The sequence below is a fragment of the Winogradskyella endarachnes genome (assembly GCF_009741275.1).
GTDB lineage: Bacteria > Bacteroidota > Bacteroidia > Flavobacteriales > Flavobacteriaceae > Winogradskyella > Winogradskyella endarachnes.
This window is the reverse complement of record NZ_WOWS01000002.1, coordinates 748556-770913: the sequence shown is the minus strand read 5'-3', so window position 1 is coordinate 770913 and position 22358 is coordinate 748556. Positions and strand designations below refer to the sequence as shown.

General features: G+C 31.0%; 20 protein-coding genes and 2 tRNA genes. 13 read left to right on the top strand and 9 right to left on the bottom strand.

The window, feature by feature from the left end:
• Nucleotide 1 precedes the first annotated feature (1 nt).
• Together GN138_RS08120 and GN138_RS08115 are read right to left on the bottom strand one after the other, a co-directional pair.
• Nucleotides 2-631: an NAD(P)H-dependent oxidoreductase gene (locus tag GN138_RS08120; protein ID WP_157363289.1), complete on the bottom strand. Its 630-nt coding sequence runs from the start codon at nt 629-631 to the stop codon at nt 2-4.
• 88 nt (nt 632-719) lie between these two features.
• Complete coding sequence (locus tag GN138_RS08115) at nt 720-2585, bottom strand: OmpA family protein (RefSeq protein WP_157363288.1); 1866 nt, start codon at nt 2583-2585, stop codon at nt 720-722.
• Between the two features lie 347 nt (nt 2586-2932).
• Between GN138_RS08115 and GN138_RS08110 the strand changes: the two genes are divergently transcribed.
• From GN138_RS08110 to GN138_RS08100, 3 genes are all read left to right on the top strand, one after another.
• Nucleotides 2933-3472 carry a hypothetical protein gene (locus tag GN138_RS08110; RefSeq protein WP_157363287.1) on the top strand — a complete coding sequence of 180 codons (540 nt, stop codon included), beginning with the start codon at nt 2933-2935 and terminating at the stop codon, nt 3470-3472.
• A gap of 46 nt (nt 3473-3518) precedes the next feature.
• A complete protein-coding gene (locus GN138_RS08105) occupies nt 3519-4202 on the top strand; it encodes a hypothetical protein (protein ID WP_157363286.1) in 684 nt (227 codons plus the stop codon).
• A gap of 66 nt (nt 4203-4268) precedes the next feature.
• Nucleotides 4269-5033 carry a patatin-like phospholipase family protein gene (locus GN138_RS08100; protein ID WP_157363285.1) on the top strand — a complete coding sequence of 255 codons (765 nt, stop codon included), beginning with the start codon at nt 4269-4271 and terminating at the stop codon, nt 5031-5033.
• Nucleotides 5034-5102: 69 nt separating this feature from the next.
• On the opposite strand, the gene GN138_RS08095 is transcribed toward GN138_RS08100, so the two are convergent.
• Nucleotides 5103-5187 (bottom strand) — tRNA-Ser (locus GN138_RS08095).
• 244 nt (nt 5188-5431) lie between these two features.
• Here GN138_RS08095 and GN138_RS08090 point away from each other — a divergent pair.
• The 3 genes from GN138_RS08090 to GN138_RS08080 all read left to right on the top strand — a co-directional run bounded on the left by GN138_RS08090 (nt 5432) and on the right by GN138_RS08080 (nt 8621).
• A complete protein-coding gene (locus tag GN138_RS08090) occupies nt 5432-5770 on the top strand; it encodes a hypothetical protein (RefSeq protein ID WP_157363284.1) in 339 nt (112 codons plus the stop codon).
• A 157-nt stretch (nt 5771-5927) separates the two neighbouring features.
• Nucleotides 5928-6959 (top strand): M28 family metallopeptidase, encoded by a 1032-nt coding sequence (locus GN138_RS08085; protein ID WP_157363283.1) that lies wholly within the window; start codon nt 5928-5930, stop codon nt 6957-6959.
• Nucleotides 6960-7040: 81 nt separating this feature from the next.
• Nucleotides 7041-8621, top strand: a complete 1581-nt coding sequence (locus GN138_RS08080; protein WP_157363282.1) for a M28 family peptidase — start codon at nt 7041-7043, stop codon at nt 8619-8621.
• Nucleotides 8622-8728: 107 nt separating this feature from the next.
• On the opposite strand, the gene GN138_RS08075 is transcribed toward GN138_RS08080, so the two are convergent.
• A tRNA-His gene (locus tag GN138_RS08075) sits at nt 8729-8804 on the bottom strand.
• Nucleotides 8805-8863: 59 nt separating this feature from the next.
• The gene (bshB1, locus tag GN138_RS08070; RefSeq protein ID WP_157363281.1) at nt 8864-9580 is read right to left on the bottom strand and encodes a bacillithiol biosynthesis deacetylase BshB1; all 717 of its coding nucleotides are present in this window, start codon (nt 9578-9580) and stop codon (nt 8864-8866) included.
• A gap of 308 nt (nt 9581-9888) precedes the next feature.
• Between bshB1 and GN138_RS08065 the strand changes: the two genes are divergently transcribed.
• From GN138_RS08065 to GN138_RS08055, 3 genes are read left to right on the top strand one after another with little or no spacing between them, the layout of a single operon-like run.
• Entirely contained in the window at nt 9889-11727 is a 1839-nt protein-coding gene (locus tag GN138_RS08065; protein ID WP_157363280.1) for an SLC13 family permease, read from the top strand.
• Between the two features lie 30 nt (nt 11728-11757).
• Nucleotides 11758-13395, top strand: coding sequence for a phosphoenolpyruvate carboxykinase (ATP) (pckA, locus tag GN138_RS08060; protein WP_157363279.1), 1638 nt, complete (start codon nt 11758-11760; stop codon nt 13393-13395).
• A gap of 57 nt (nt 13396-13452) precedes the next feature.
• Nucleotides 13453-14139, top strand: coding sequence for a DUF2490 domain-containing protein (locus GN138_RS08055; protein WP_157363278.1), 687 nt, complete (start codon nt 13453-13455; stop codon nt 14137-14139).
• Between the two features lie 66 nt (nt 14140-14205).
• Here GN138_RS08055 and GN138_RS08050 read toward each other — a convergent pair whose 3' ends face one another.
• The 4 genes from GN138_RS08050 to GN138_RS08035 all read right to left on the bottom strand — a co-directional run bounded on the left by GN138_RS08050 (nt 14206) and on the right by GN138_RS08035 (nt 19693).
• Nucleotides 14206-15357, bottom strand: a complete 1152-nt coding sequence (locus tag GN138_RS08050) for a trans-sulfuration enzyme family protein (protein ID WP_157363277.1) — start codon at nt 15355-15357, stop codon at nt 14206-14208.
• 130 nt (nt 15358-15487) lie between these two features.
• The gene (ccsA, locus tag GN138_RS08045; protein ID WP_157363276.1) at nt 15488-18685 is read right to left on the bottom strand and encodes a cytochrome c biogenesis protein CcsA; all 3198 of its coding nucleotides are present in this window, start codon (nt 18683-18685) and stop codon (nt 15488-15490) included.
• 103 nt (nt 18686-18788) lie between these two features.
• On the bottom strand, nt 18789-19238 hold the full coding sequence (gene mscL / locus GN138_RS08040; RefSeq protein ID WP_157363275.1) for a large conductance mechanosensitive channel protein MscL: 450 nt from the start codon (nt 19236-19238) through the stop codon (nt 18789-18791).
• A gap of 53 nt (nt 19239-19291) precedes the next feature.
• Nucleotides 19292-19693, bottom strand: a complete 402-nt coding sequence (locus tag GN138_RS08035) for a group III truncated hemoglobin (RefSeq protein ID WP_157363274.1) — start codon at nt 19691-19693, stop codon at nt 19292-19294.
• A gap of 69 nt (nt 19694-19762) precedes the next feature.
• On the opposite strand from GN138_RS08035, the gene GN138_RS08030 reads away from it, so the two are divergent.
• From GN138_RS08030 to GN138_RS08015, 4 genes are read left to right on the top strand one after another with little or no spacing between them, the layout of a single operon-like run.
• Entirely contained in the window at nt 19763-20554 is a 792-nt protein-coding gene (locus GN138_RS08030; RefSeq protein WP_157363273.1) for a Rossmann-like and DUF2520 domain-containing protein, read from the top strand.
• Nucleotides 20555-20570: 16 nt separating this feature from the next.
• A complete protein-coding gene (locus GN138_RS08025) occupies nt 20571-21104 on the top strand; it encodes a KdsC family phosphatase (protein ID WP_157363272.1) in 534 nt (177 codons plus the stop codon).
• 7 nt (nt 21105-21111) lie between these two features.
• Complete coding sequence (locus GN138_RS08020; protein WP_157363271.1) at nt 21112-21423, top strand: hypothetical protein; 312 nt, start codon at nt 21112-21114, stop codon at nt 21421-21423.
• 8 nt (nt 21424-21431) lie between these two features.
• Nucleotides 21432-22358: a geranylgeranylglycerol-phosphate geranylgeranyltransferase gene (locus GN138_RS08015; RefSeq protein ID WP_157363270.1), complete on the top strand. Its 927-nt coding sequence runs from the start codon at nt 21432-21434 to the stop codon at nt 22356-22358.

Genomic DNA, 22358 nt, shown 5'->3' with positions numbered 1-22358 from the left:
GCTACAATTCGATAACTGTTTTAGAAATGGATTTTCGTACTTTTTTAAACGTTGAAAACATATCGTCTTCTGCTCTAAAGCCAACTGGTAAAAGTAAAACGGAATTAAGTTTTAACTTATCTAACCCTAAAGCATTATCAATATCTTTTGGTATAAAACCTTCCATTGGGCAACTATCTATCCCTTCTACGGCGCATACGGTCATTAAATTTCCTAAAGCTATATAAGCTTGTCTTGTAGCCCAATCTTGCTTTTTAGCAGAAGACATCTCTGCAATTGAAGTATTTAACTGCTCCTTAAAAGGTGCTAAAATTGCATCTGGTGTTTGTCTTATTTTTTTAATAGTTTTAAAATGTTCGTTAACATCCGTCTCATTAATCTCCGTTTGAATACAAAGTACTAATAAATGAGATGCATCTGCCACTTGACGCTGCCCATAAGACATGCCAACCAAATTTTCTCTTACTTTATTATCCTCTACTACAACTAACTTTAGTGTTTGTAATCCATAAGATAAAGCGGTTAAATTAAAAGCCTCTTTTAATGTTGTTAATTGTGATTCTGAAAGCTTTTTTGAAGGATTAAACTTTTTTGTAGCGTAACGCCATTTTAGTTTTTCTATAATAGACATTTTATTCTTTTTTGTAAAAATACGGAATAAAGTAATGACGAATTCTACTATTGTTAATGAATACTTGCTTCTATTAATTGGCTTTAATTTATTTTACAATCAAGAATTCCGAACGTCTATTTTCAGCATCTTGTTCTTCTGTACAGTTAGATTTACAATCAATTTTAGGTTCTAAACTTCCCATACCTTTTGCTGATAGTCTTTCTTCACTAACACCTTTAGATATTAGGTATTGCACTGTTGCTTGTGCTCGTTGCTCTGATAACTTTAAATTATATTCAGCCCGACCTTTAGAATCTGTATGCGAACGCACTAAAATTTTCATATCTCTATAATCTTGCATAATTTTTACTAATTTATTTAACTCAGTAGCACCTTGTTCTGTAATGTTACTTTTATTAAATTGAAAGTATATATTGTTTAATTTAACTTCGGTTTCTGTTATTAACTCATTGATTGGTTTCAGTTTTACAATTGCAGTAACATCATCACCATTAGATGTTTCAACAGAAATAGTAGTTGATTGATAGCCTGATTTTTGAATATGCAATGTATAGTCGTTACAATTTACATTAAAAACCGTTTCTCCTTTTTTATCACTTTTTTGAGTCGCAATTTTATTATTTAAAGCATCAGAAATAGTAACAACTGCATCAGAAACAATTTGTCCGCTTGCTATATCTTTAATTATAGCAATAGTTTTAAATTGACAAATTGGTATAGCCATATAAATATTATCTACACCTGACCTGTTAGACGTAAAATAACCAACGTTAAAATTTTTATTAATGCTAAAAGCAAAATCATCCTTATTTGTATTAATTGAGGCTCCTAAATTTTGAGCATCTTCATTAGTATTTAAATCGAATTTAAAAATATCTAAACCTCCTATTCCCATTCTACCTATTGAAGAAAAATATAAAACATCATCATCGCTAATAAATGGAAATCCTTCTTTACCAGAAGAGTTTACATTTGGACCTAAATTTACGGGCTTACCATAAGTTTCTCCGTTAATACTAATTTTCCAAATATCAGTATCTCCTACACCACCTTCCATATTTGAAGCAAAATACAACGTCTTTCCGTCTTTACTTAAACTAGGGTGCGTCACCGTGTACTCATTACTATTAATTGGCAGTGCTTTAATATTTCCCCACTTGCCATTAATTAAAGTAGCCTTGTATAAACCTTGTTGTGCAATTTTTAATCGTTTCTTCTTTAATTTTTTATACGTACCCTCACTATGACCATCTCTAGAAAAATACATAGTTTTACCATCTGCACTAATGGTTAGAGGACCATCGTGATAATCCGTATTTAATTCTGAAACTCCCTGAGGTTTTGATAAGATACCATCTTCCTTTCTTACAGATTTATAAATATCTAAATAAGGCTGATTTGTCCAATTATCTTTTTTTATCGAAGACGTTCTAGAACTAACAAAATAAAGATTATTATCATTAGATAATATGGCTCCAAAGTCACTTTGTATGGCGTCATTTATTGTTGTGGACTCAACATTAAATGCTTTAGATGCATCTGCCAATTTTGGAATATAATTAGGATTTTCTAAATGAGAAATTGCCCGAGGGTCATTAGGCATTAATTTAGCAAAAATATCTAATTGCCTATTAGCCAACTCATAATTTCCTTGAGATTTTAATACTTGTGCATAACGATAATACGTCTCTCCATCTTGTTTGGTTTCTATTGTTTTTTTATACCACTTAGAGGCTTCATCAACATTAAAAACATTGTAATAACTATCTGCTAAATGTTTGTAAACAGCACTGTTGCCTTGATTTTCCTTTATAATTTTGAGATATGCTTCAATAGCATCCATGTACTGATAACTATTGAACAATTCATCTGCTTTTTCAATTTTTTTATGTTGTCCAAAAGCAAAAGACATCAATAAAAACAAGCTCAATACACTAAATATTTTTTTCATGTTAACATTTTTAATTATTAGAAAAATCTAGGGAAAAAAGCAACTTTATTTTTAGGGAAATAAATGTCAAAAAAAAGAACATGGTTTTAATATCAACCAGCGGTTATTATATGTAAATCTAAAACAACATACACAAATAGTAAATTACTGTTTAAGAGGTAATTAAAACCTCATACTAAGGAAGCAAATTAAAAAAAATTTAGAAATAATGAAATATTAATTTTAAAAAATGTAATCAATAACAAAACACTATTTACAAGTAGAAGGTTTTAACGGTTTTCAGGGTATTGAGAATTATAAATTGAAATTAATTTTGTACACAGATACAACATACAAATTTTATAATCATGAAAACTAAATTATCAATTATTATAATTCTTATTGTAATCGCTCAATCTTGCAGTTTTAGTGTTAGTCCTGAAAAATACTTTGGAAAGGTTGCTCTTAATTCAAATCTTTTAGGAGGATTTGGCGAACAAGATTTTGAAAATTATATGAATGCTAAATCTCAAAATGCACTTTATATTAAACTAGAAAACGAAGATTATGAAATGCAAGATATGTTAGTACCTCATATAACAACTTATGTTATTCCTAATATTGAAAAAAGCATTAAAGACATTAAAGATTTAAAAGTTACAGCTAGTACCGAAGCTATGATTAATGCCTCTTTAGAACTACACGAATTTACGTTAGAACAATATAAAACTGAATATGTAAAAATCGCAGAGCTCATAGATAGTGAAGTGTCTAAAACAGAAATTCATCAAGAAATTATAAAGTTTGAAAAAAAATATTTAGATAAATTTTGGGATTTACACACCAATTTAATGGATATTGCTATTCCTTACGCAAAAGCTAATGGTATAGAAATTTCAACCTTTTAATGAAAATGAATTCTACTCCTATTATTTTGTTTAATTAAAAGCTTATATGAAAAGAGTTTACAGCTATATTTTACAATTATCTCCAAAGGTTTTAGCCATTTACTTAATTGTTTGTCCGCTTTTGGCTTTAACATTTTATGTCATTTTATTTCTCATAGTAAGTGAACACCAGAGTATATATCAAGCAAACAACAAATTATCTCAAGTGCTTTTCGTAATAATTAACATGCTTTTTATCCTAGTTTTTTTATTATGGATATTATGGTTAAAAGCCACCACGCTTTCTGTAGATACAACAAAACTTGGTATTCCTATTAAATGGTTTAATATAGTATTTGGTTTATTCTTGTTTTATTTAATTTACAATTTAACATATGAGCCCTTATATACGTTTTTAAGTACTTCTTATGATAATTATACTTGGCTTTTATATGGCACAAGAGAAACTATCAATTTTATAGGTTTGTTAATTCTTTATCCAGCGATTTGCCATTATTCGGCAAGAGCAATTTCTGCAAAACGGTACAATAGTTCTGCAACGACCTCAAATTCTATTTTAAATACAATATTGCTAATATGCTTTCCTGTTTGTATTCCATTTTTTCAAAAATATTTCAGTCCTATACAAACTAAAAAAAGTACACTTATCAAAATTTACGCTTTAGGTTTTGGCGTATTAATACTCTTAACAATTATTACTTTTATTGGAGCAATAACTAATTCGTTGTAAAATATAATTCTTACATTTAATTTTTCTTCTTTGTAGAAACATTAATAAATTGAAATAATCAAATAAATGAATATTGGCCTAGTACTTTCTGGAGGAGGCGCTCGAGGAGCAGCACACATTGGTGTAATTAAAGCATTAGAAGAAGAGGGTATTTACCCAACACATATATCTGGTGCTAGTGCAGGTGCTATAGTTGGCGGTTTATATGCTGCAGGCATCTCTTGGTCTGAAATTTTAGATTTCTTTAAAACGATTACCATTTTTAGTACATATAGATATGCACGTAAAAAACCTGGCTTTTTAAATTCAGTAAATTTTTATGATGATTTAAAAGCTTTTTTTCCAAAAGATAATTTTGATATTCTTAGCAAACCACTATTTGTTACCGCTGCTAACATTGTTAAGGGCACCTGTAAAATATTTAGCGAAGGAGAACTTATTAAACCCATAATTGCATCTGCATCTTTTCCTGGAGTTTTTACGCCTACAGAAATAGAAGGAGAATACTACGTAGATGGAGGTACTTTAAATAATTTCCCTACAGAACCTCTAATTCCTATCTGCGATAAAATTATTGGTGTTAACGTTAGTCCTTTAAAAAATGTAACTATAAAAGATCTAAAAAACACCTACTCTATTGTTGAAAGAGCCTACAAAATTAAACTAGCTGGAGAAACAATAAATAAATTTTCTGATTGTGATCTTTTAATTAATCCGCAAGAATTAGTAAAGTATGGCACCTTTAATATGAATAGTATTGATAATATATTTAATATAGGTTACACTAATGCAAAAGTTGTATTACAAAAAAGTAAAATTGAATTTAACTAATAGTCTAGATAAAATTCTAAATATTTAAAAAACAAAAAACCCATAACTGAAGTTATGGGTTTTCTTTTGCGGAGAAAGAGGGATTCGAACCCCCGGAGGTGTGACCCTCAACAGTTTTCAAGACTGCCGCATTCGACCACTCTGCCATTTCTCCTTGAGTGCCTAATCAGGTATTCCCTGAATGCGGCTGCAAATATAAAACCCTTTTTGTTTTAGACAAACATTTTTAATGAGTTTTTTCTAAAAAAATTAAATTCATTTAATAACCTACTATAATTCAGTACATTTTACGACTATTTTTATTTTAGGCACAGTTAATGATACATTTATCATTAAATTTACAGCTTATCTCAGAGTGAGATATTTACACTGTTTTATAATATAATATTATAAGAAAAATGAAAAAAGCATTAATCATCATTGGGTTTATAGCAGCAGTGATAGCGACTATTTTAGCTTCTACTAAATTGTATATGTTTTCAATTATCCCTATTATAACGGCTTTTATTTGTGGTGTAGCCTTAATCTTTATTTCAAAAAAAACACAAAATTATACAAAATCTATTCAGTATATTTTTCTTTTAGTAATCATGTCTTTAGGGCTTACCATATACAAAAATGTTACTATAGTACATGAAACACAAGAGACCGAACAAACCGAGAGTACTGAAACTGAAAATCAAAATAAAAGTGAAACACCTCAACCACAAAAATTAGAAAGTAAGATTAGAGTTTAATTAAATTTTATTTTTACATTTTATATTCTTGTCCTTAAACACCTTATTTTTAATCATTTGAATTATTTTATTTAAGATTAAATTATACTATATCTTAAAAATAAATCCCCCCATTTCACTTTATATCTAACCTATAGAAATTATTGATATACTGCATATGAAAGCACTCTTCACTTCTATTCTTTTATTAGTAGGTTCTTGCGCCACAATAAGACATAGTGAGAAAATAAACACTCTTAAAAATAGCATTCAATATAATGATAAGACTATTGTAGAAAAGTACCTCAATACTATTAATACAGAACAACTTCAGTCTTATGTTTTTGAAATTTCAGATGATAAATATAAAGGAAGAATGACAGGGGAATCTGGTCATAATGAAGTCTGTGATTTTATAAGAAATCAGTATATAAACTTAAACATTATTCCTCCAAAATCTAATCCAAACTACTATCAAATCGTTCCTAAAGAAGTCCTACCTAAGGGCCTCAATAATTCTCAGAATGTTATAGCTTTTATTGAAGGAGCTGAGTACCCAAATGAATTCATATATATTTCAGCACACTCTGATCACGAAGGCATAAAAAATGGCAAAATTTTTAACGGCGCAGATGATAATGGTTCTGGAACAGCTGCCGTTTTAGAAATGGCAGAAGCTTTTAGCCAAGCTGTTTTAGATGGTTACAGACCCAAACGTAGTGTTGTGTTTTTACATGTTACAGGGGAAGAAGTTGGTCTACATGGTTCTAGATATTATGTAAACAACCCTATATTTCCTATAAAAAATACAGTTACCTGCTTAAATATAGATATGATTGGACGTATTGACCGCAGACATAAAAATAATGAAAATTACATTTATCTTATTGGTTCTGACAAAATTAGTACTGAGCTCGATTTTATTGTTCAAAAAGCAAACTCAACATTCACAAATTTAGAATTAGATTATAAATTTAATGAAAAGAACGACCCAAATCGTTATTACTACAGATCTGATCATTATAACTTTGGAGTAAAAGGTATACCTGTGATTTTCTTTTTTAACGGCGAACATAAAGATTATACAAAACCAACAGATACAGCAGAAAAAATCAACTATTCACTTCTAGCCAAACGGACTAAATTAATATTTGCAACTGCATGGTATTTGGCAAATTCAAACAAACCTTTAAAACGCGTAATTATATAATTAACTCCTCAGTATTTTAAAAAACAAAAATCTATTTTCACGCAATTATTATAATTTATTCTACATTAAATTCTATCAAAAATGAAAAAACTATTAATTTTTAGCTGTACTGCACTTCTAATTTTAGGATGTGGTAGTTCAACAAAAAATAAAACCAATACACTACCAGAAAAAGCTGTTGTCGCAGATCCCACTGAATACGCATCAACTATTACATCTGAGGAGCTAAAAACAATGTTATACACTTATGCTTCAGACGAATTTGAAGGTAGAAATACAGGAGAAAAAGGTCAGAAAATGGCCGTAGAGTATTTAAAAGAGAAATACAAAGAAATGGGCATCTCTACACCTTTAGGAGGTGATGATTATTTCCAAGAAGTGCCTTTAGAAAAGCAACAAGTCTCAGAAGCCCAACTAACCGTTAATGGCGTGAAATATGAAAATTTTAAAAATCAAATTGTTTTAGATGCTTCAAAAAGTATAACCATTTCAACTGACCAAATTATATATGTTGGTTATGGTATTGATGATGAACATTATTCTGACTACAATACTATTGATGTCACTAATAAAATAGTATTAGCAAAAGCTGGAGAACCCAAGGATAAACAAGGTAACTTTATAACTTCAGGTACAACAGAAAAAACAAAATGGACAAATGGGAGACAATCTTTAGCAAGTAAAAAAGAGGCGGCCATAAAGAATGGTGCAAAAGGTATTTTATATTTTGATAATGAATCATTTGCTCGGTACGCACCATATTACAAAAGACAAGCCCAATCTGGTTCTACAGGTCGTTTAAAACTAAAAAGTAATGAAGACAACATACTTATGCTTATGATAAATGATGAATTAGCAAAAGCACTTTATCCATCTATTCTTGAAGATTCATCTGCAAAGCAAATTAAAACAGAATTAAATATTGAAGTTGAGAACAAAACAGAATCCATTATGTCCGAAAATGTGGTTGCTTACATTAAAGGTTCTGAACAACCAGATGAAATTTTGGTAATTTCAGCTCATTTAGATCACGAAGGCATTAAAGACGGTAAAATTTATAATGGGGCAGACGATGATGGCTCTGGTACAGTTGCTATTTTAGAAATAGCACAAGCCTTTAAAGCCGCAGAAAAAGCTGGTCATGGACCAAAAAGAACTATTTTATTTCTGCATGTTACTGGTGAAGAAAAAGGACTTCTTGGATCAAAGCATTATGCCGATAACGACCCTATTTTTGCACTTGAAAAAACAGTAGCAAATTTAAATATAGATATGATTGGAAGAACTGACCCTAAACGTACCATTGGCACAAGAAACTATATTTATCTTATTGGTAGTGACAAATTAAGTACGGATTTACATAATATTTCTGAAGAAATAAATACAAAGTACACACAATTAGAACTAGACTATAAATTTAATGATGATAATGATCCAAATCGTTTTTACTACCGATCGGATCATTATAATTTTGCCAAGAATAATATACCTGTAATTTTTTATTTTAATGGTACACATGATGATTATCATCAACCATCAGATACACCAGACAAAATAGAATATGATTTATTAGAAACAAGATCACGTTTAATATTCTATACCGCTTGGGAAGTTGCGAACAGAGCAGAAAGACTTGTTGTAGATAAAGTAAGCAATAAGTAGTTTAGTACAAAATTTAGATATCAAAAAGTCCTTCATTATTTATGAAGGACTTTTCTCAGTTTAACCCACAAAAAAAGCCTTTCATTACTGAAAGGCTTATTGCTTTTGGGTGGAAGACCGGGTTCGAACCGGCGACTTTCGGTACCACAAACCGACGCTCTAACCAGCTGAGCTACAACCACCATTTTAAATTGGATTGCAAATGTAAAATATTTACATTTTTCTACAAAGCCTTTTTATAATTATTTTACATCAAATAATGAATCTACAGCAACTAAACGCTCAACTGTATAACCCTCAGCATATTCCACACCAACTAATCTTCCCAAATTTCTTGCTCTATACTCTACACTATCTGTAAAATTCTTGCTAGAGATTGGAGTTTCAGGCTCTTTGCTATCCGGATTGTAAAATTGAGTCTTGTAAGCTAATACAGAATCAATCTTTTTTTGCATGTAACCCGTTACATCTACCACTAAATCTGGTTCTAAATCTTTCCATTGTATATAATGATACACCACTTTAGGACGCCAAGGTTCTTGAATTTCATTTTTATAAATAGTTTCAATTTTTTTTAATCCACTTAAAAAGCATGCATCACTAACTAACTGACTTCCTTTAGGATGATCAATGTGTCTATCATCTATAGCATTACATATAATAATCTCTGGTCTATAATATCGGATACTTTTAATTAATTCTAATTGATGGGTTTTATCATTAACAAAGAAACCATCTGCAAAACGTAAATTTGTTCTGGCGTGTACACCTAAAATTTTAGCTGCGTTTGAAGCTTCTACATCTCTAGTTTCTGCTGTTCCTCTGGTTCCTAATTCACCTCGAGTTAAATCTACAATTCCTACTTTTTTACCATTAGCAACCTCTTTTGCTAGTGTTCCACCACAACTTAATTCTACATCATCTGGATGTGCTCCTATGGCCAATATATCTAATTTCATTTGTAACTATGTTGTATTTATAATCATTTTAGAACATTAATTTCAACTTCTTTATTAAAAAAACCATCTTCCAATACCTATTATTTGTTCTAATATGTATCTTTAAATGTCAAAAATATTAAAAAGAAGAATGATATTAACTTTCCTTTTAATACGCAAACGTTATCAGCGATAAGTAAAGTTACAAAATCTTAATAAATACTCACTAATATTGCAAAATTCACAAATCTCAAAAGTATGATTTTCGTCATAATTAATAGATTCAATTGACTCTACCTTTACCTTATAATTAAAAACAACCACGCTTTATGAGCTTAATGATTGCCATCCTTGTTATCACAATTTCTCTTTTTATTTGGGGAAAATTCACTCCAGATATTATTGCTTTGCTTTCAATGCTGAGTTTATTTATTTTTGGAATTCTAGATCTTACTGAAACTCTTAGTGGCTTTAGTAACCCAACTGTAATTATGATTGCTGCTCTATTTATAATTGGAGAAGGCTTATCTCAAACAGGTTGGACAGCATTGGCAGGTGAAAAATTTATAAAATTAGCTGGCAAAAGCAAAGTTAAACTACTACTAATTACAACCTTAGGCTCCGGACTGCTCTCTGGCGTAGTAAGTAATACAGGTACCGTTGCTACTTTAATGCCTGTTACAATTTCTTCAGCATGGAGTATTGGTACCTTACCTTCTAAATTATTAATGCCTGTTGCGTTTGGTTCTAATACAGGTGGTTTATTAACATTAACTGGTACACCACCAAACATTATTGTTAACAACACAATGATGGAGAGTGGTTTAGAAGGGTTTTCTTTCTTTGAATTTGGTCTTATTGGCTTACCATTATTAATTTTAGCACTACTCTATTTTAGATTTGTTGGCTATAAACTTCTACCTAGTAACAAAACCAATAATAAACCGGTTAACATAAGTACTACACTTCACCAATGGATAAAAGCCTACCAGGTTGATGGTGAATACTATAGATTAAGAGTTAGATCTGTTTCTCCACTATTAAATACAAAACTAGGAGATTGGGATTTTGAAAACAAGCATAATATATCAATCCTTCGTATAAAAAGAAGACATCCTAACCGTTTAAAAGGCAATAGTCCATTTATTGAATTACCAACGGGTGACACTGAATTTCTATATCATGATATAATTACCGTAAAAGGAAACACAGAAGCCATTAATGCTCTAATGATAAAATATAGATTAGGCCTGTTACCTTTAGATCCAATTAAAGATGAACTGAGAGAGAATTTAATAAATCAAGAAGTTGGTATGACTGAGGTTTTGGTTACTCCTCAATCATCTTGGGTAGGTAGAAAGGTTAGCTTTAATCATTTTTTTGAAAGATATAATGTACAACTAATGGCAGCGTCTAGAAATGGTCAACCATTAGAAGGTTCAGAATTTACAATAAAAGCAGGAGATGCTTTTCTAATTAGAGGACAATGGAGTGCTATAGATGAATTAAAGAAACATTATGAGCACATAGTGATCTGTGGTAGTCCTGAAGGTATGGCAAAAACGGTAACTAAATTATCTCCAAAATCTTATATAGCGTTATTTTCATTATTACTAATGATTGCCATGTTGGTGTTTAAAATTGTACCAGGAGCTATTGCTGCATTAATCTCAGCAGGTATTATATTAATTACTGGTTGTGTTCCAATGGTAAAAGCGTATAAAGGCATAAGCTGGATAAGTGTAGTAATGATTGCAGCAATGATACCAATGGGTATTGCATTACAAAAAACAGGTACTGCAGAACTAATTGCCAACGGATTAGTTAGCTCATTAGGTAATTTACATCCTGTGGTTTTACTTGGAGGTGTTTTTTTATTGACCACAACCTTTAGCCAAGTTATAAATAATTCTGCAACCGCAGTATTAATGGCGCCAATTGTAATTATTGCAGCTAACACATTAAACATATCACCTGCACCATTTATGATTGTGGTTGCAATTAGTGCTTCAACAGCATTTTTAACACCTGTAGGCACTACAACAAACGCTATGGTTATGACGGCTGGCGGATATAAATTTATGGACTATTTAAAAGTAGGTGCTCCTTTGCTACTGCTTTTCTTAATAACATCATTAATATTAGTGCCATTAATTTGGCCTTTTTAAATCGAAAGTCGAATTATAAAAATTTTAATCATGGAAACTTTATTGAACAAGTTGGTCCACAAAACAAGAGACCTAACTAAGTACGGAATAAAGAATGCCATTGTAAAATGGAATTTAAATCCAGAAAAACTACAAGCCATTACCATTGAAAAAGGTATGGGAAAAGAAACAGCTAATGGAACATTAGCAATTAACACTGGTAAATTTACCGGTCGTTCGCCACAAGATCGCTTTATTGTAAAAGACCAATACACCGAAAATAAAGTTTGGTGGGGAAAAACAAATAAAGCTATCTCCACAGAAAACTTTAACAAATTAGAAGCAGAACTCACTAATTATTTGAGTGATAAAGAAATTTACGCCAGTGATGCTTATGTCTGTGCTGATCCAACTTACAAAACATATGTAAGAACGATTGCAGAATACCCATGGTCTAGCATGTTTACCTATAATATGTTTTTACGATGTGAAGAGTCAGAATTAGAAAATTTTAAGGAAGATTGGCTTGTACTCTGTGCACCAGGTTATAATGCACCAGACCCAAAAGCTGTTGGTTTACGTCAAGGAAATTTTTCAATCCTTAATTTCTCAAAAAAAATAGCCTTAATTGGTGGATCTGGTTATACTGGTGAAATTAAAAAAGGAATTTTTTCTTCATTAAATTTTATTCTTCCAGTTGAAAAAGATGTACTACCAATGCATTGTTCTGCAAATGTTGGTAAAGATGGAGATACCGCAATTTTCTTTGGGTTATCTGGTACAGGAAAAACAACATTATCTGCCGACCCAACACGTAAGTTAATTGGTGATGATGAACACGGTTGGACAGCCAACAACAACATCTTTAATTTTGAAGGCGGTTGTTACGCCAAAGTTATTGACTTGTCTGAAGAAAAAGAGCCAGACATTTTTAGAGCTATAAAACCAGGTGCTATTTTAGAAAATGTAGTCTTTAAAGACAATGGTGAAGTTGACTATTTAGACAGTAGCATTACGCAAAACACACGTGTAAGCTACCCTATTTACCATATAGATAATATTCAAAAACCATCTTATGCAGACAATCCAAAAAACATATTTTTCTTAACTGCTGATGCTTTTGGAGTATTACCACCTGTTTCAAAACTAACACCTGGCCAGGCTGCCTATCATTTTATTTCTGGTTACACTGCTAAAGTAGCAGGCACAGAAGCAGGTATCACAGAACCTGTTCCATCTTTTTCTGCGTGTTTTGGTGAACCTTTTATGCCATTACACCCAACAGTATATGCCGAAATGTTGAGCAACAAAATGCAAGAAGCAGGTGTTAACGTTTGGCTTATTAATACGGGCTGGAGTGGCGGTCCTTATGGTGTTGGTTCTCGTATTAAATTAAAATATACAAGAGCTATGATTGCTGCAATACTAAATGGAGATTTAGACAACGTAGATTATCACCAACATCCAATATTTGGATTACACATGCCTAAATATTGCCCTAATGTACCTACCGAAATTTTAGACCCAATGAATACTTGGCTACAAAAAGGAGGTTACATTAGTAAAGCCATTCAATTAGCACATTCTTTTCATTTAAACTTTGAAAAATTTGCTAGTGAGGCTTCAGAAGAAATCTTTGAAGGTGGCCCATTAATAGATGAGCATCATCATTTAAATGACCATGTTTAATAACTCCATGACCGAAAAGAGCTCACTTTTAGGGCTCTTTTTTTTATTATTTACACTATGAAAATCTACCTATTTTTAATCATTATTTTTTTATTCTCTCTCAGTCAGATAAAAGCTCAAAACACAAAACAATATCAATTTGGTTCTTGGTACGAAATTACAGCCTCTACCAAAATTAGCGATAAGTTTGGCTTTTTTGGTTCATTAACGAGTTGGAATTACAAGTTACCAGCCGAAAACTCTCATTTACTCTTAGCCATTGTTGGTGTTAAGTATCAACTAAACCCAAAAACATCTGTTGGTCTTGGCTATGCTTATGGTGACATTGATTCTTCTTTTGAAGAAAATGACACCCCTAACATTAAGGAACACCGTATATTAGAACAACTTGTTTTTAATCATAAATTGAATAAAATTAAACTTTCTCAAAGATTTAGGTTAGAACAACGTTTTTTAGAATATGAAACAGAAAATCTTTTAAAACATAGATTACGCTATAGATTTAAAGGTAAAATACCAATTAATAATACCTTATTTGTTTCTATCTACGATGAGATTCACTTTTACCTTAATCAATTCGACTTTCAACAAAATAGAATATTTGGAGGTTTAGGTGTTAGTTTAAACAAAAACATGAGTGCTGAATTTGGCTATGCAAGACATTCATTTAAAACTAAGAGTTATGATAGATTATCTGTTCAACTTAATTTAAAGTTTAATTCTAGAAAAAAGCAAAAACAATAAGTATAGAAATCTATATCAAATCAAATTTCAATCTAACTTTACCATAATTTATAGACAACTGCTATTCTATTTTAATTTTTCAATTGCCTGATTTATATCGTGCTTTAAATCTTTTACATTTTCTATGCCTACAGAAAAACGAATTAATTGATTACTAATACCCACAGCATCGCGTTCATCTTGTGTTAATAAGGCATGAGATGTTAAATGAGGTGAAATCATAGTACTCTCAACACCTGCTAAACTCATTGAAGATTTAATTAAATTTAGTTTTTGTTGAAAAAGTTGTGAATCTAGTCCGTCTATTAATTCAAAAGACAGCATGGCACCAAAACCTGTCATTTGAGATTTAGCTAACTTATATTCGGGATGCGTTTTTAAACCTGGATAATACACTTTTGAGACTTTTGGATGTTTATTTAACCATTTTGCCAGTTTCAAAGCATTTTTAGTTTGTTCTTTAACTCGTAAACCTAATGTTTTCATGCTGCGCTCTAACATCCAAACCATCATATCGCTTAGGCTTCCTCCTAAATTTTTACCAACATTCCAAATACGTTCTATATGCTCAGTAGAACTTGCAACTGCACCAGCACATATATCACTATGACCACCAAAATATTTTGTTGCAGAATGCATTACCATATCTACACCTAGGTCCATAGGCTTTTGGTTAACAGGTGATGCAAATGTATTATCTATGGATGTTAAGACTCCTTTAGCTTTACCTAATTGCGCAATGGCTTTAATATCTGTTACAGTTAATAAAGGATTAGAAGGCGTTTCAATATGAATTAATTTGGTATTACTTTGTAATGCAGCTTCAAAATCTTCCACTTTGTAACCATTTGTAAATGTATATTCTATTCCATATTTTGGAAACTCTTCTTTTATAAAATTAACGGTTCCGCCATACAGAGTGTTTTGTACAACTAAATGGTCGCCCTGTTTTAAAAAAGCTAAAAACATGGTACTAATTGCAGCCATACCAGAACCAAAAATCATTGCGCTTTCTGCATGTTCTAATGCTGCTATCTTTTGGGCCAAAAATTCTTGATTTGGTGTATTAAAATAACGCGGATAACGTTTTACGTCTACATCTAAATATTCATATGAAGAACTTAAGTATATTGGTGAAACTGCACCTTTAAACTGTTCATCTTTAACTTCTCCTACATGAGTGCAAATGGTATTTAAACCTAGATTTATCTTTGACATTATTTTAATTTTTTGAAATCTAAAATTACTAAAAATGAATACAAGTCTTATTGAATATAAAATAAAAATTGGTTGACAATACTAAAATATCATCAACCAATTTTAATTACTAGAGCTAATAAAGTTAACTCTATTTTTTATAGTACTTTTTATAACTTAAATAAGAAAAGAAACCCAGTATTGCAATAATAGCAAGACTTATAGCTATAAATTTAAAACTTAATATTTGATCTCCACTTGCATAAGAATGCAATCCTGATAGATAGAAATTAACACCAAAATAGGTCATCATAATACTAGCATAAGCCAAAATAGACATTAAACTATAGAGCCATCTACCTCTTAAGCCGGGAATTAGGCGCATATGTATTACAAAAGCATATATCATAATACTAATTAAAGCCCAAGTTTCTTTAGGGTCCCAACCCCAATATCTTCCCCAACTTTCATTTGCCCACATGCCGCCTAGAAAATTACCTATAGTTAACATTACTAAACCAACAGTTAAAGCCATTTCATTAATAATAGTTAACTCTTTTATATTAACCAACATGCGTTCTTTATTATCTTTTGTTGTTAAAATCATTAATAATAAAGCCACAATACCTAAAACCATACCTAAGGTAAAAGGTCCATAACTTGCTACAATTACAGATACATGTATCATTAACCAATAGCCTTGTAAAACAGGTTGCAGGTTAGCTATTGCTGGATCCATCCAACTCCAATGTGCTATCATTAATATCATAGAGGTTACAAAAGCAGATGCTGCAATTGTTAAACTACTTTTCTTAATACCCAATAACAGTCCAAATAACATAGCCGACCATGCTACATAAATCATAGATTCATATGCATCACTCCATGGTGCATGTCCAGATAGGTACCAACGTAATATTAAACCACCTAAATGTAATATAAATAAGGCTATGATTACACCTATAAGAGTTCTAATAGCAATATTAATCCATTTGCTCTTATATTTAAAAATCTGAACTATTATTAAAACAAACAATAATGTACTGGCATACATATACCAACTAAATAGACGCTTAAAAATATCGTAATTATTGTATAAAATTTCAGCCTTAACCTTATCATCTGGCAGCATTACCTCACTGCCATACTTTTGCTGTGTTTTTTTAATTCCGGTTAATAAATCTTCGGCTTTAGAATAATTACCTGTTTGCTTAGCATTGTTTAAAGTTACTAAGTAAGCACTAAAGCCATTGTTTATAAAATTACCATAAAGTGTGTCTTTAATTTTATCTCTATAACCACCTTCTCTAAATTCTATAGATGAAATCCATTTATTATTCTCGTCACCTGGAATAGGAAAAATTTTGTTTGTGCGCCCTTCAATAGCATTGTACAATAAATTTATTCTAGAATCTATTTCTTTTATTTGTGCCTGATAACCATTTGGTACAGATGCCTTATATGCTTCTTCTAAATAAGGCGCCAGTTTGTATCTACCCTCTGGTGTAAAAAAGTCTACAAGTTTAGAGTGCTTAACACTTTTATCTATGCCAATAATTTTTCTAATTGAATCTGCTTTTTTAGGTGTTAAATAAATAATAGGAACGTTATACCAAAGCATTGGACTTTCTTGAATAGATAGAAATATCTGAACCGCATTAAACTCTTCATAAACATCACTTTTACTTATTTTACGTAACATTTCTGAAGAATATGTATGCATAGGCATCATACGACCACTGTAATCTTGCACTACCATTTCTGCAAATTTAGCCGCATGCTCTTTTGGCGTAATGTGTACTCTTAAAATAGAATCTATCTGCTCTTTCTCTGGTGTTGTAGCATGATTATGACCATCTTCGGCAGTGTGTTCTTGTGCAAAACCAGATAAACTGAACAAAAGCACAATAGCACTCATTATTTTGGCTTTCTTGTTTCTTAATTTTTTTAATCTACTACGTATTTCATCAAAGCGTGTGTGCTTTGCAAATAGAATTGCCATTAATCCTAAATACAATAACATATAACCAGCATATGTAATGTAAGTTCCCCAGAAATCATGATTTACAGAAAGAATAGTTCGAGTTTCATTAGAATCAAATCCCGATTGAAAAAATCGATAACCTTTATAATCTAAAACGTGATTCATAAAAATATCATAATCAAAATCACCATCTTTTTCATCAAAAACAGTTACTTTACTTTTATAAGATGAATATGCACTTTCCGTACCTGGATATTTCTCGGCAATAAAATCATTCAATTTTATATCAAACGGTAATTTTAAAATTTTAGGACCATATTGTAATGCCATTTCTAAACCACCTACTTCAAACTCTTCTGGAGTTCCGTAATTACCAGGACCTCCTAGAAGTCCTACTTTTTTAGTTTCACCATTGGCCGTTACACTTAAAATAACACCATCTTCATCATTTTTTAAAAAGTCTGCCTTTTTAACTACTCCAAAATCACCTTTAACTATAGGTTTTGGCATTACAATTTGCATGTTACCAATAATATATCTAGATCTTAATATTAAAGGCTGTAAACTGTCTTTTATTAATTTACCTTGGGCTCTGGTTGCCATGGTCATATACTCACCTTCGTAAGGCGAATTTATAAAAAGACCTTCTTCGGTTTCGGTTATGTTAATAGCGCCTTCTTGGTATTTATTCAACGACACTAAAATATTATGCAAGTTTACCGTTTTACCGTCTTCTAAAAAGTGATTGTGTGGTGCACCTTGGCCTGCTTCAACAATTTTTAGATAGCGTTTTCCTGATTCATTTGGTATAATATCTTTTTCTGCACCTTTTATTAATTCTTCAAGCTTAATAGTAACTTCGGTATCACCATACTCAAAGGTTTTGTTAAAATCATTATCTAATCTTGGTGAAAAATCTACCTCTTCCTCTATTCTACGCTGTTGTAATTGTCCATTAATTTTGTAATCGCCTACTATTTTTCCACCTATATATGTTTTTTGAGAGAAAAATTCATTTTCAGTAGAACCTTCAACAATTGGCATCAAGCCTTCAAAACTAATATATCGCGTAATAAATGCACCTAACAGAATAAAAACAAATGATAAATGCAGAATTAAAGTTGCCCATTTTTCCTTTTTATATAAACGATATCTAAAAATATTACCTGCAAAATTGATAATAAAAAACACCATTATGGTCTCAAACCACCATGCATTATAAATCAAAGTTCTAGTGTAAGGTGTTGGCGATGTATCCATGTTTCTATCTAAAAGCGTACCTGCTGCCATGGCAACGGCAAAGGCAATAAATAAAAACGCAGTGAGTTTTGTAGAGAATAGGAAATTAGCGATTTTCTTTTGCATAACTATTGGCTTTTTTAAGCTCGCGCAAAGATATGCTTTTAAAACGATTTAGAAGTTTCTTTAATCGACTCAAAAGTTGTTAAAATTCTATTAAAACAAAGACTTACTTGTTAGTTTCAGTCTTTAAAATTTTGTTTTGCTCTTGCATTAATTCCTTTAAATCTGTCAGCAATTGAATATCTTTAGGTGTTACCACAGTTTCATCTTTTGTGTCATGAGCTCGATTTACAAGTTTGTTCATAAATTTTACAATAACAAATACAGTAAACCCAATGATTATAAAATCTAAAAATACTTCAGACAGTTTACCATAAGCTACGGCAACCTCTGCAGTTGTTATTTCTCCCTCAGCATTTAATACTGCATCTCTCAAAACAAGTTTTTTATCACTAAATTTTACACCATCTGTTAATAAAGACAAAGGCGGTAAAAGAACTTGCTTTGCCAATACATCTATAACTTTATTAAAGGCTGCTCCTATAATGATACCTACAGCCATATCCATCATGTTACCTTTTACTGCAAATTCTTTAAATTCTTTAATTAGTTTCATCTGTGATTATTTTGGTTTTAAAAACACAAAATAATAAAGTTGCCAGAGAAGAACTACATATCCTTCTTTTTATTTCTTTCTGAAAATATATTCATATACATAAAAGTGCCCATTTTACGAGCTCTACGTTTAGCATTTTCGGCATAATCGCCTTCGTACAATTCATTTATAGTTTGAAACCATAAGTTAAGCCAAATACCAAAATGTAGTTCTGTAATACTATGATTAAACGCTTTATCTACTTTGGCGTGTGCCTCTAAAGGGTTACCATAGAATTTTGTTTTTAAAAACAAACTCGATTCCCAAAACGAAGTGAGATGCTCTAAATGCGCTGGCCAATCTATAATTGTTTCGTTAAAAAAGGGTCCCAATTTGTCGTCTTTTCTAACTTTTTTATAAAATTCTGAAACCAATAAAAAAACATCTTCTCTGGTTTTTAGGTCTTTTTTGCTCATTGTTTCAAAGTTATTCTATTAATCGCTATGTTGTTATTCTAAGATAAGAAATCTTAGTATTTTTACAGCATGATTTCAGTAATATTACTTGGTGCTGGCAATGTAGCCACACATTTATATAAAGCCTTTTCAGATTCAGAAACAGTTTCTGTTACACAATGGTATAACCGTACGCGTTCTTCAATTTCGTCGTATGCAAATGAAGTAGACATAACAGATTCTTTAGAAGAATTAAAAGAAGCCGACCTTTATATTATGGCAGTGAGCGATGATTGTATTGCAGAATTTTCTTCAGCTTTACCCTTTACAAATCGTTTGGTAGTGCATACCTCTGGAAGTGTAGCCATGCACGATATTGATAAGAAAAACCAAATTGGTGTTTTTTATCCTTTACAAACATTTACAAAAGATGCAGATATTGTTTTTTCTGAAGTGCCAATTTGTGTTGAAGTTTATGAAAAGGAAAATCTTAAAATATTAAGAGACTTAGCAAGAGCCGTGGGTTGCAAACCTCATAAAATTACTACAGAGCAACGCCAAACGCTTCATTTAGCAGCTGTATTTGTAAATAATTTCACCAATCAACTGTATAGATTTGGTCATGAAATTTGTGAAACAAAGAATATTGAATTCGAAATTCTACATCCTTTAATTGAAGAAACAGCTAAAAAAATTCAGCAAATGTCACCTTTTAAGGCACAAACTGGCCCTGCAAAACGCAATGACAAAAGAACCATTAAGCGACAACTGAAATTGATAGAAAAAGAAGAGCATGAAGCGATTTACAAAATGTTAACAGCCTCTATTAAAAAGACGCATAATGTTTCGAATTATAGACCAAAAAAATCAAAAACCAACTAAACGATAAAAATAATATATGAGCGACGATAAAAGTTATAAAGAATACTTAGCAGATATAACCACTTTCATTTTTGATGTAGATGGTGTTTTAACTGACGGAACAATTACCGTAACCACAGATGGTGAAATGCTAAGAACCATGAATATAAAAGACGGTTTTGCCCTAAAAACAGCAATAGATGCTGGTTTTAATCTTTGTATTATTTCTGGTGGTTCTAATGAAGGTGTTCGTAAACGCTTAGCGGGTTTAGGTATTAAAGATATTTTTCTAGGTGCACACAATAAGATTGAACAACTTAATGATTACTTAGACCAACATAAGGTTTCTAAATCTGAAGTTTTATATATGGGAGACGACATACCAGATTTTCCAGTAATGAAATTGGTTGGTTTACCATGTTGCCCACAAGATGCAGTTCCAGAAATTAAAGCGATTTCTAAATACATTTCTCATAAAAATGGTGGAAAAGGTGCTGCAAGAGATGTTATTGAACAAGTCTTAAAAGTACAAGGTAAATGGAATGGTAATTTTAATGCTAAATACGATTAATTTATAAATGCCAAAAAGAAGAAGACATAGCACAGGATTTGGATATATAGGCTTCGGAAACAGCCAAGCAACTTTTAACCGAAAATCGGCTACACCTTTTTCTAAATACAAAGAAAAACTAGATTTAGAAGCCCATTTACATTACAAAATGGAATTTCTTCATAAAGACTTAACCAAAGACGACAAACAAACCATTAAAGATAAAATTAGGCATCAAAAGCAAAAGCTTTTTAAACGCACACTGATTTTAAGTATTATAATTTCTATTATTGTTGCTTTAATTGTTTATTATTTAACCACTAAAATATTATCTCACTAATCCCTCAAATGATTTACATACTTAATTTAATACGTTGGAAAAATCTATTAATGATAGCCTTTGTGCAATACATTATTAAATATGCTTTATTAATACCTTTTGAAGATAGTCACGGTGTTGTAACATCTTTATCACATTTCAACTTTTTTCTACTTGTATTAGCTACACTTCTTATTGCTGCAGGTGGCTACGTTATTAATGATATTAACGATATTGAAACCGATACTATTAATAAACCTAACAAAGTAATTGTTACTAAAAACATCAGTGAAAAAGATGCATATTCTCTTTTTATAGCTCTTAATATTATTGGTGTTGGCTTAGGGTTTTATCTAACCAATAGTATCGGGAGAACAGGTTTTTTTTCCATCTTTTTTATTGCCTCTGCACTACTTTATATTTATTCTACATCTCTAAAACAAATCGCTGTTGTTGGCAATGCCATTGTATCTCTGGTTGTTGCCCTTAATATTTTATTGGTTGGTATTTTTGAATTGATTCCAGCTATAAATTTTAATAACGAAGTTGTACAAACTACCTTTCTAAATATAATTAAGGATTATGCCATATTTGCTTTTTTAATTAATCTTGTTAGAGAAATGGTTAAGGACCTCGAAGATTTTGAAGGCGACCAAAAAGTACAAATACAAACGTTACCAGTTCTTTTAGGTATAAAACGTGCTAATAAAATTGTATTCTTTATTTCATTACTCCCTATTTTATCTATTACATATTACGTGGTGACGTATTTATTTAAGCAATTACCAGTAGTTGGTTACTTTTTAATTGTAGTTATTGCGCCATTAATTTACGCAAGCATTAAATTATTTAATTCAGAAACTAAGGCAGAATACAAGCATATCAGTTTAATTTACAAATTGGTAATGCTTACAGGTATGTTATCAATTTTACTTTATAATTTTATTTTAAAATAG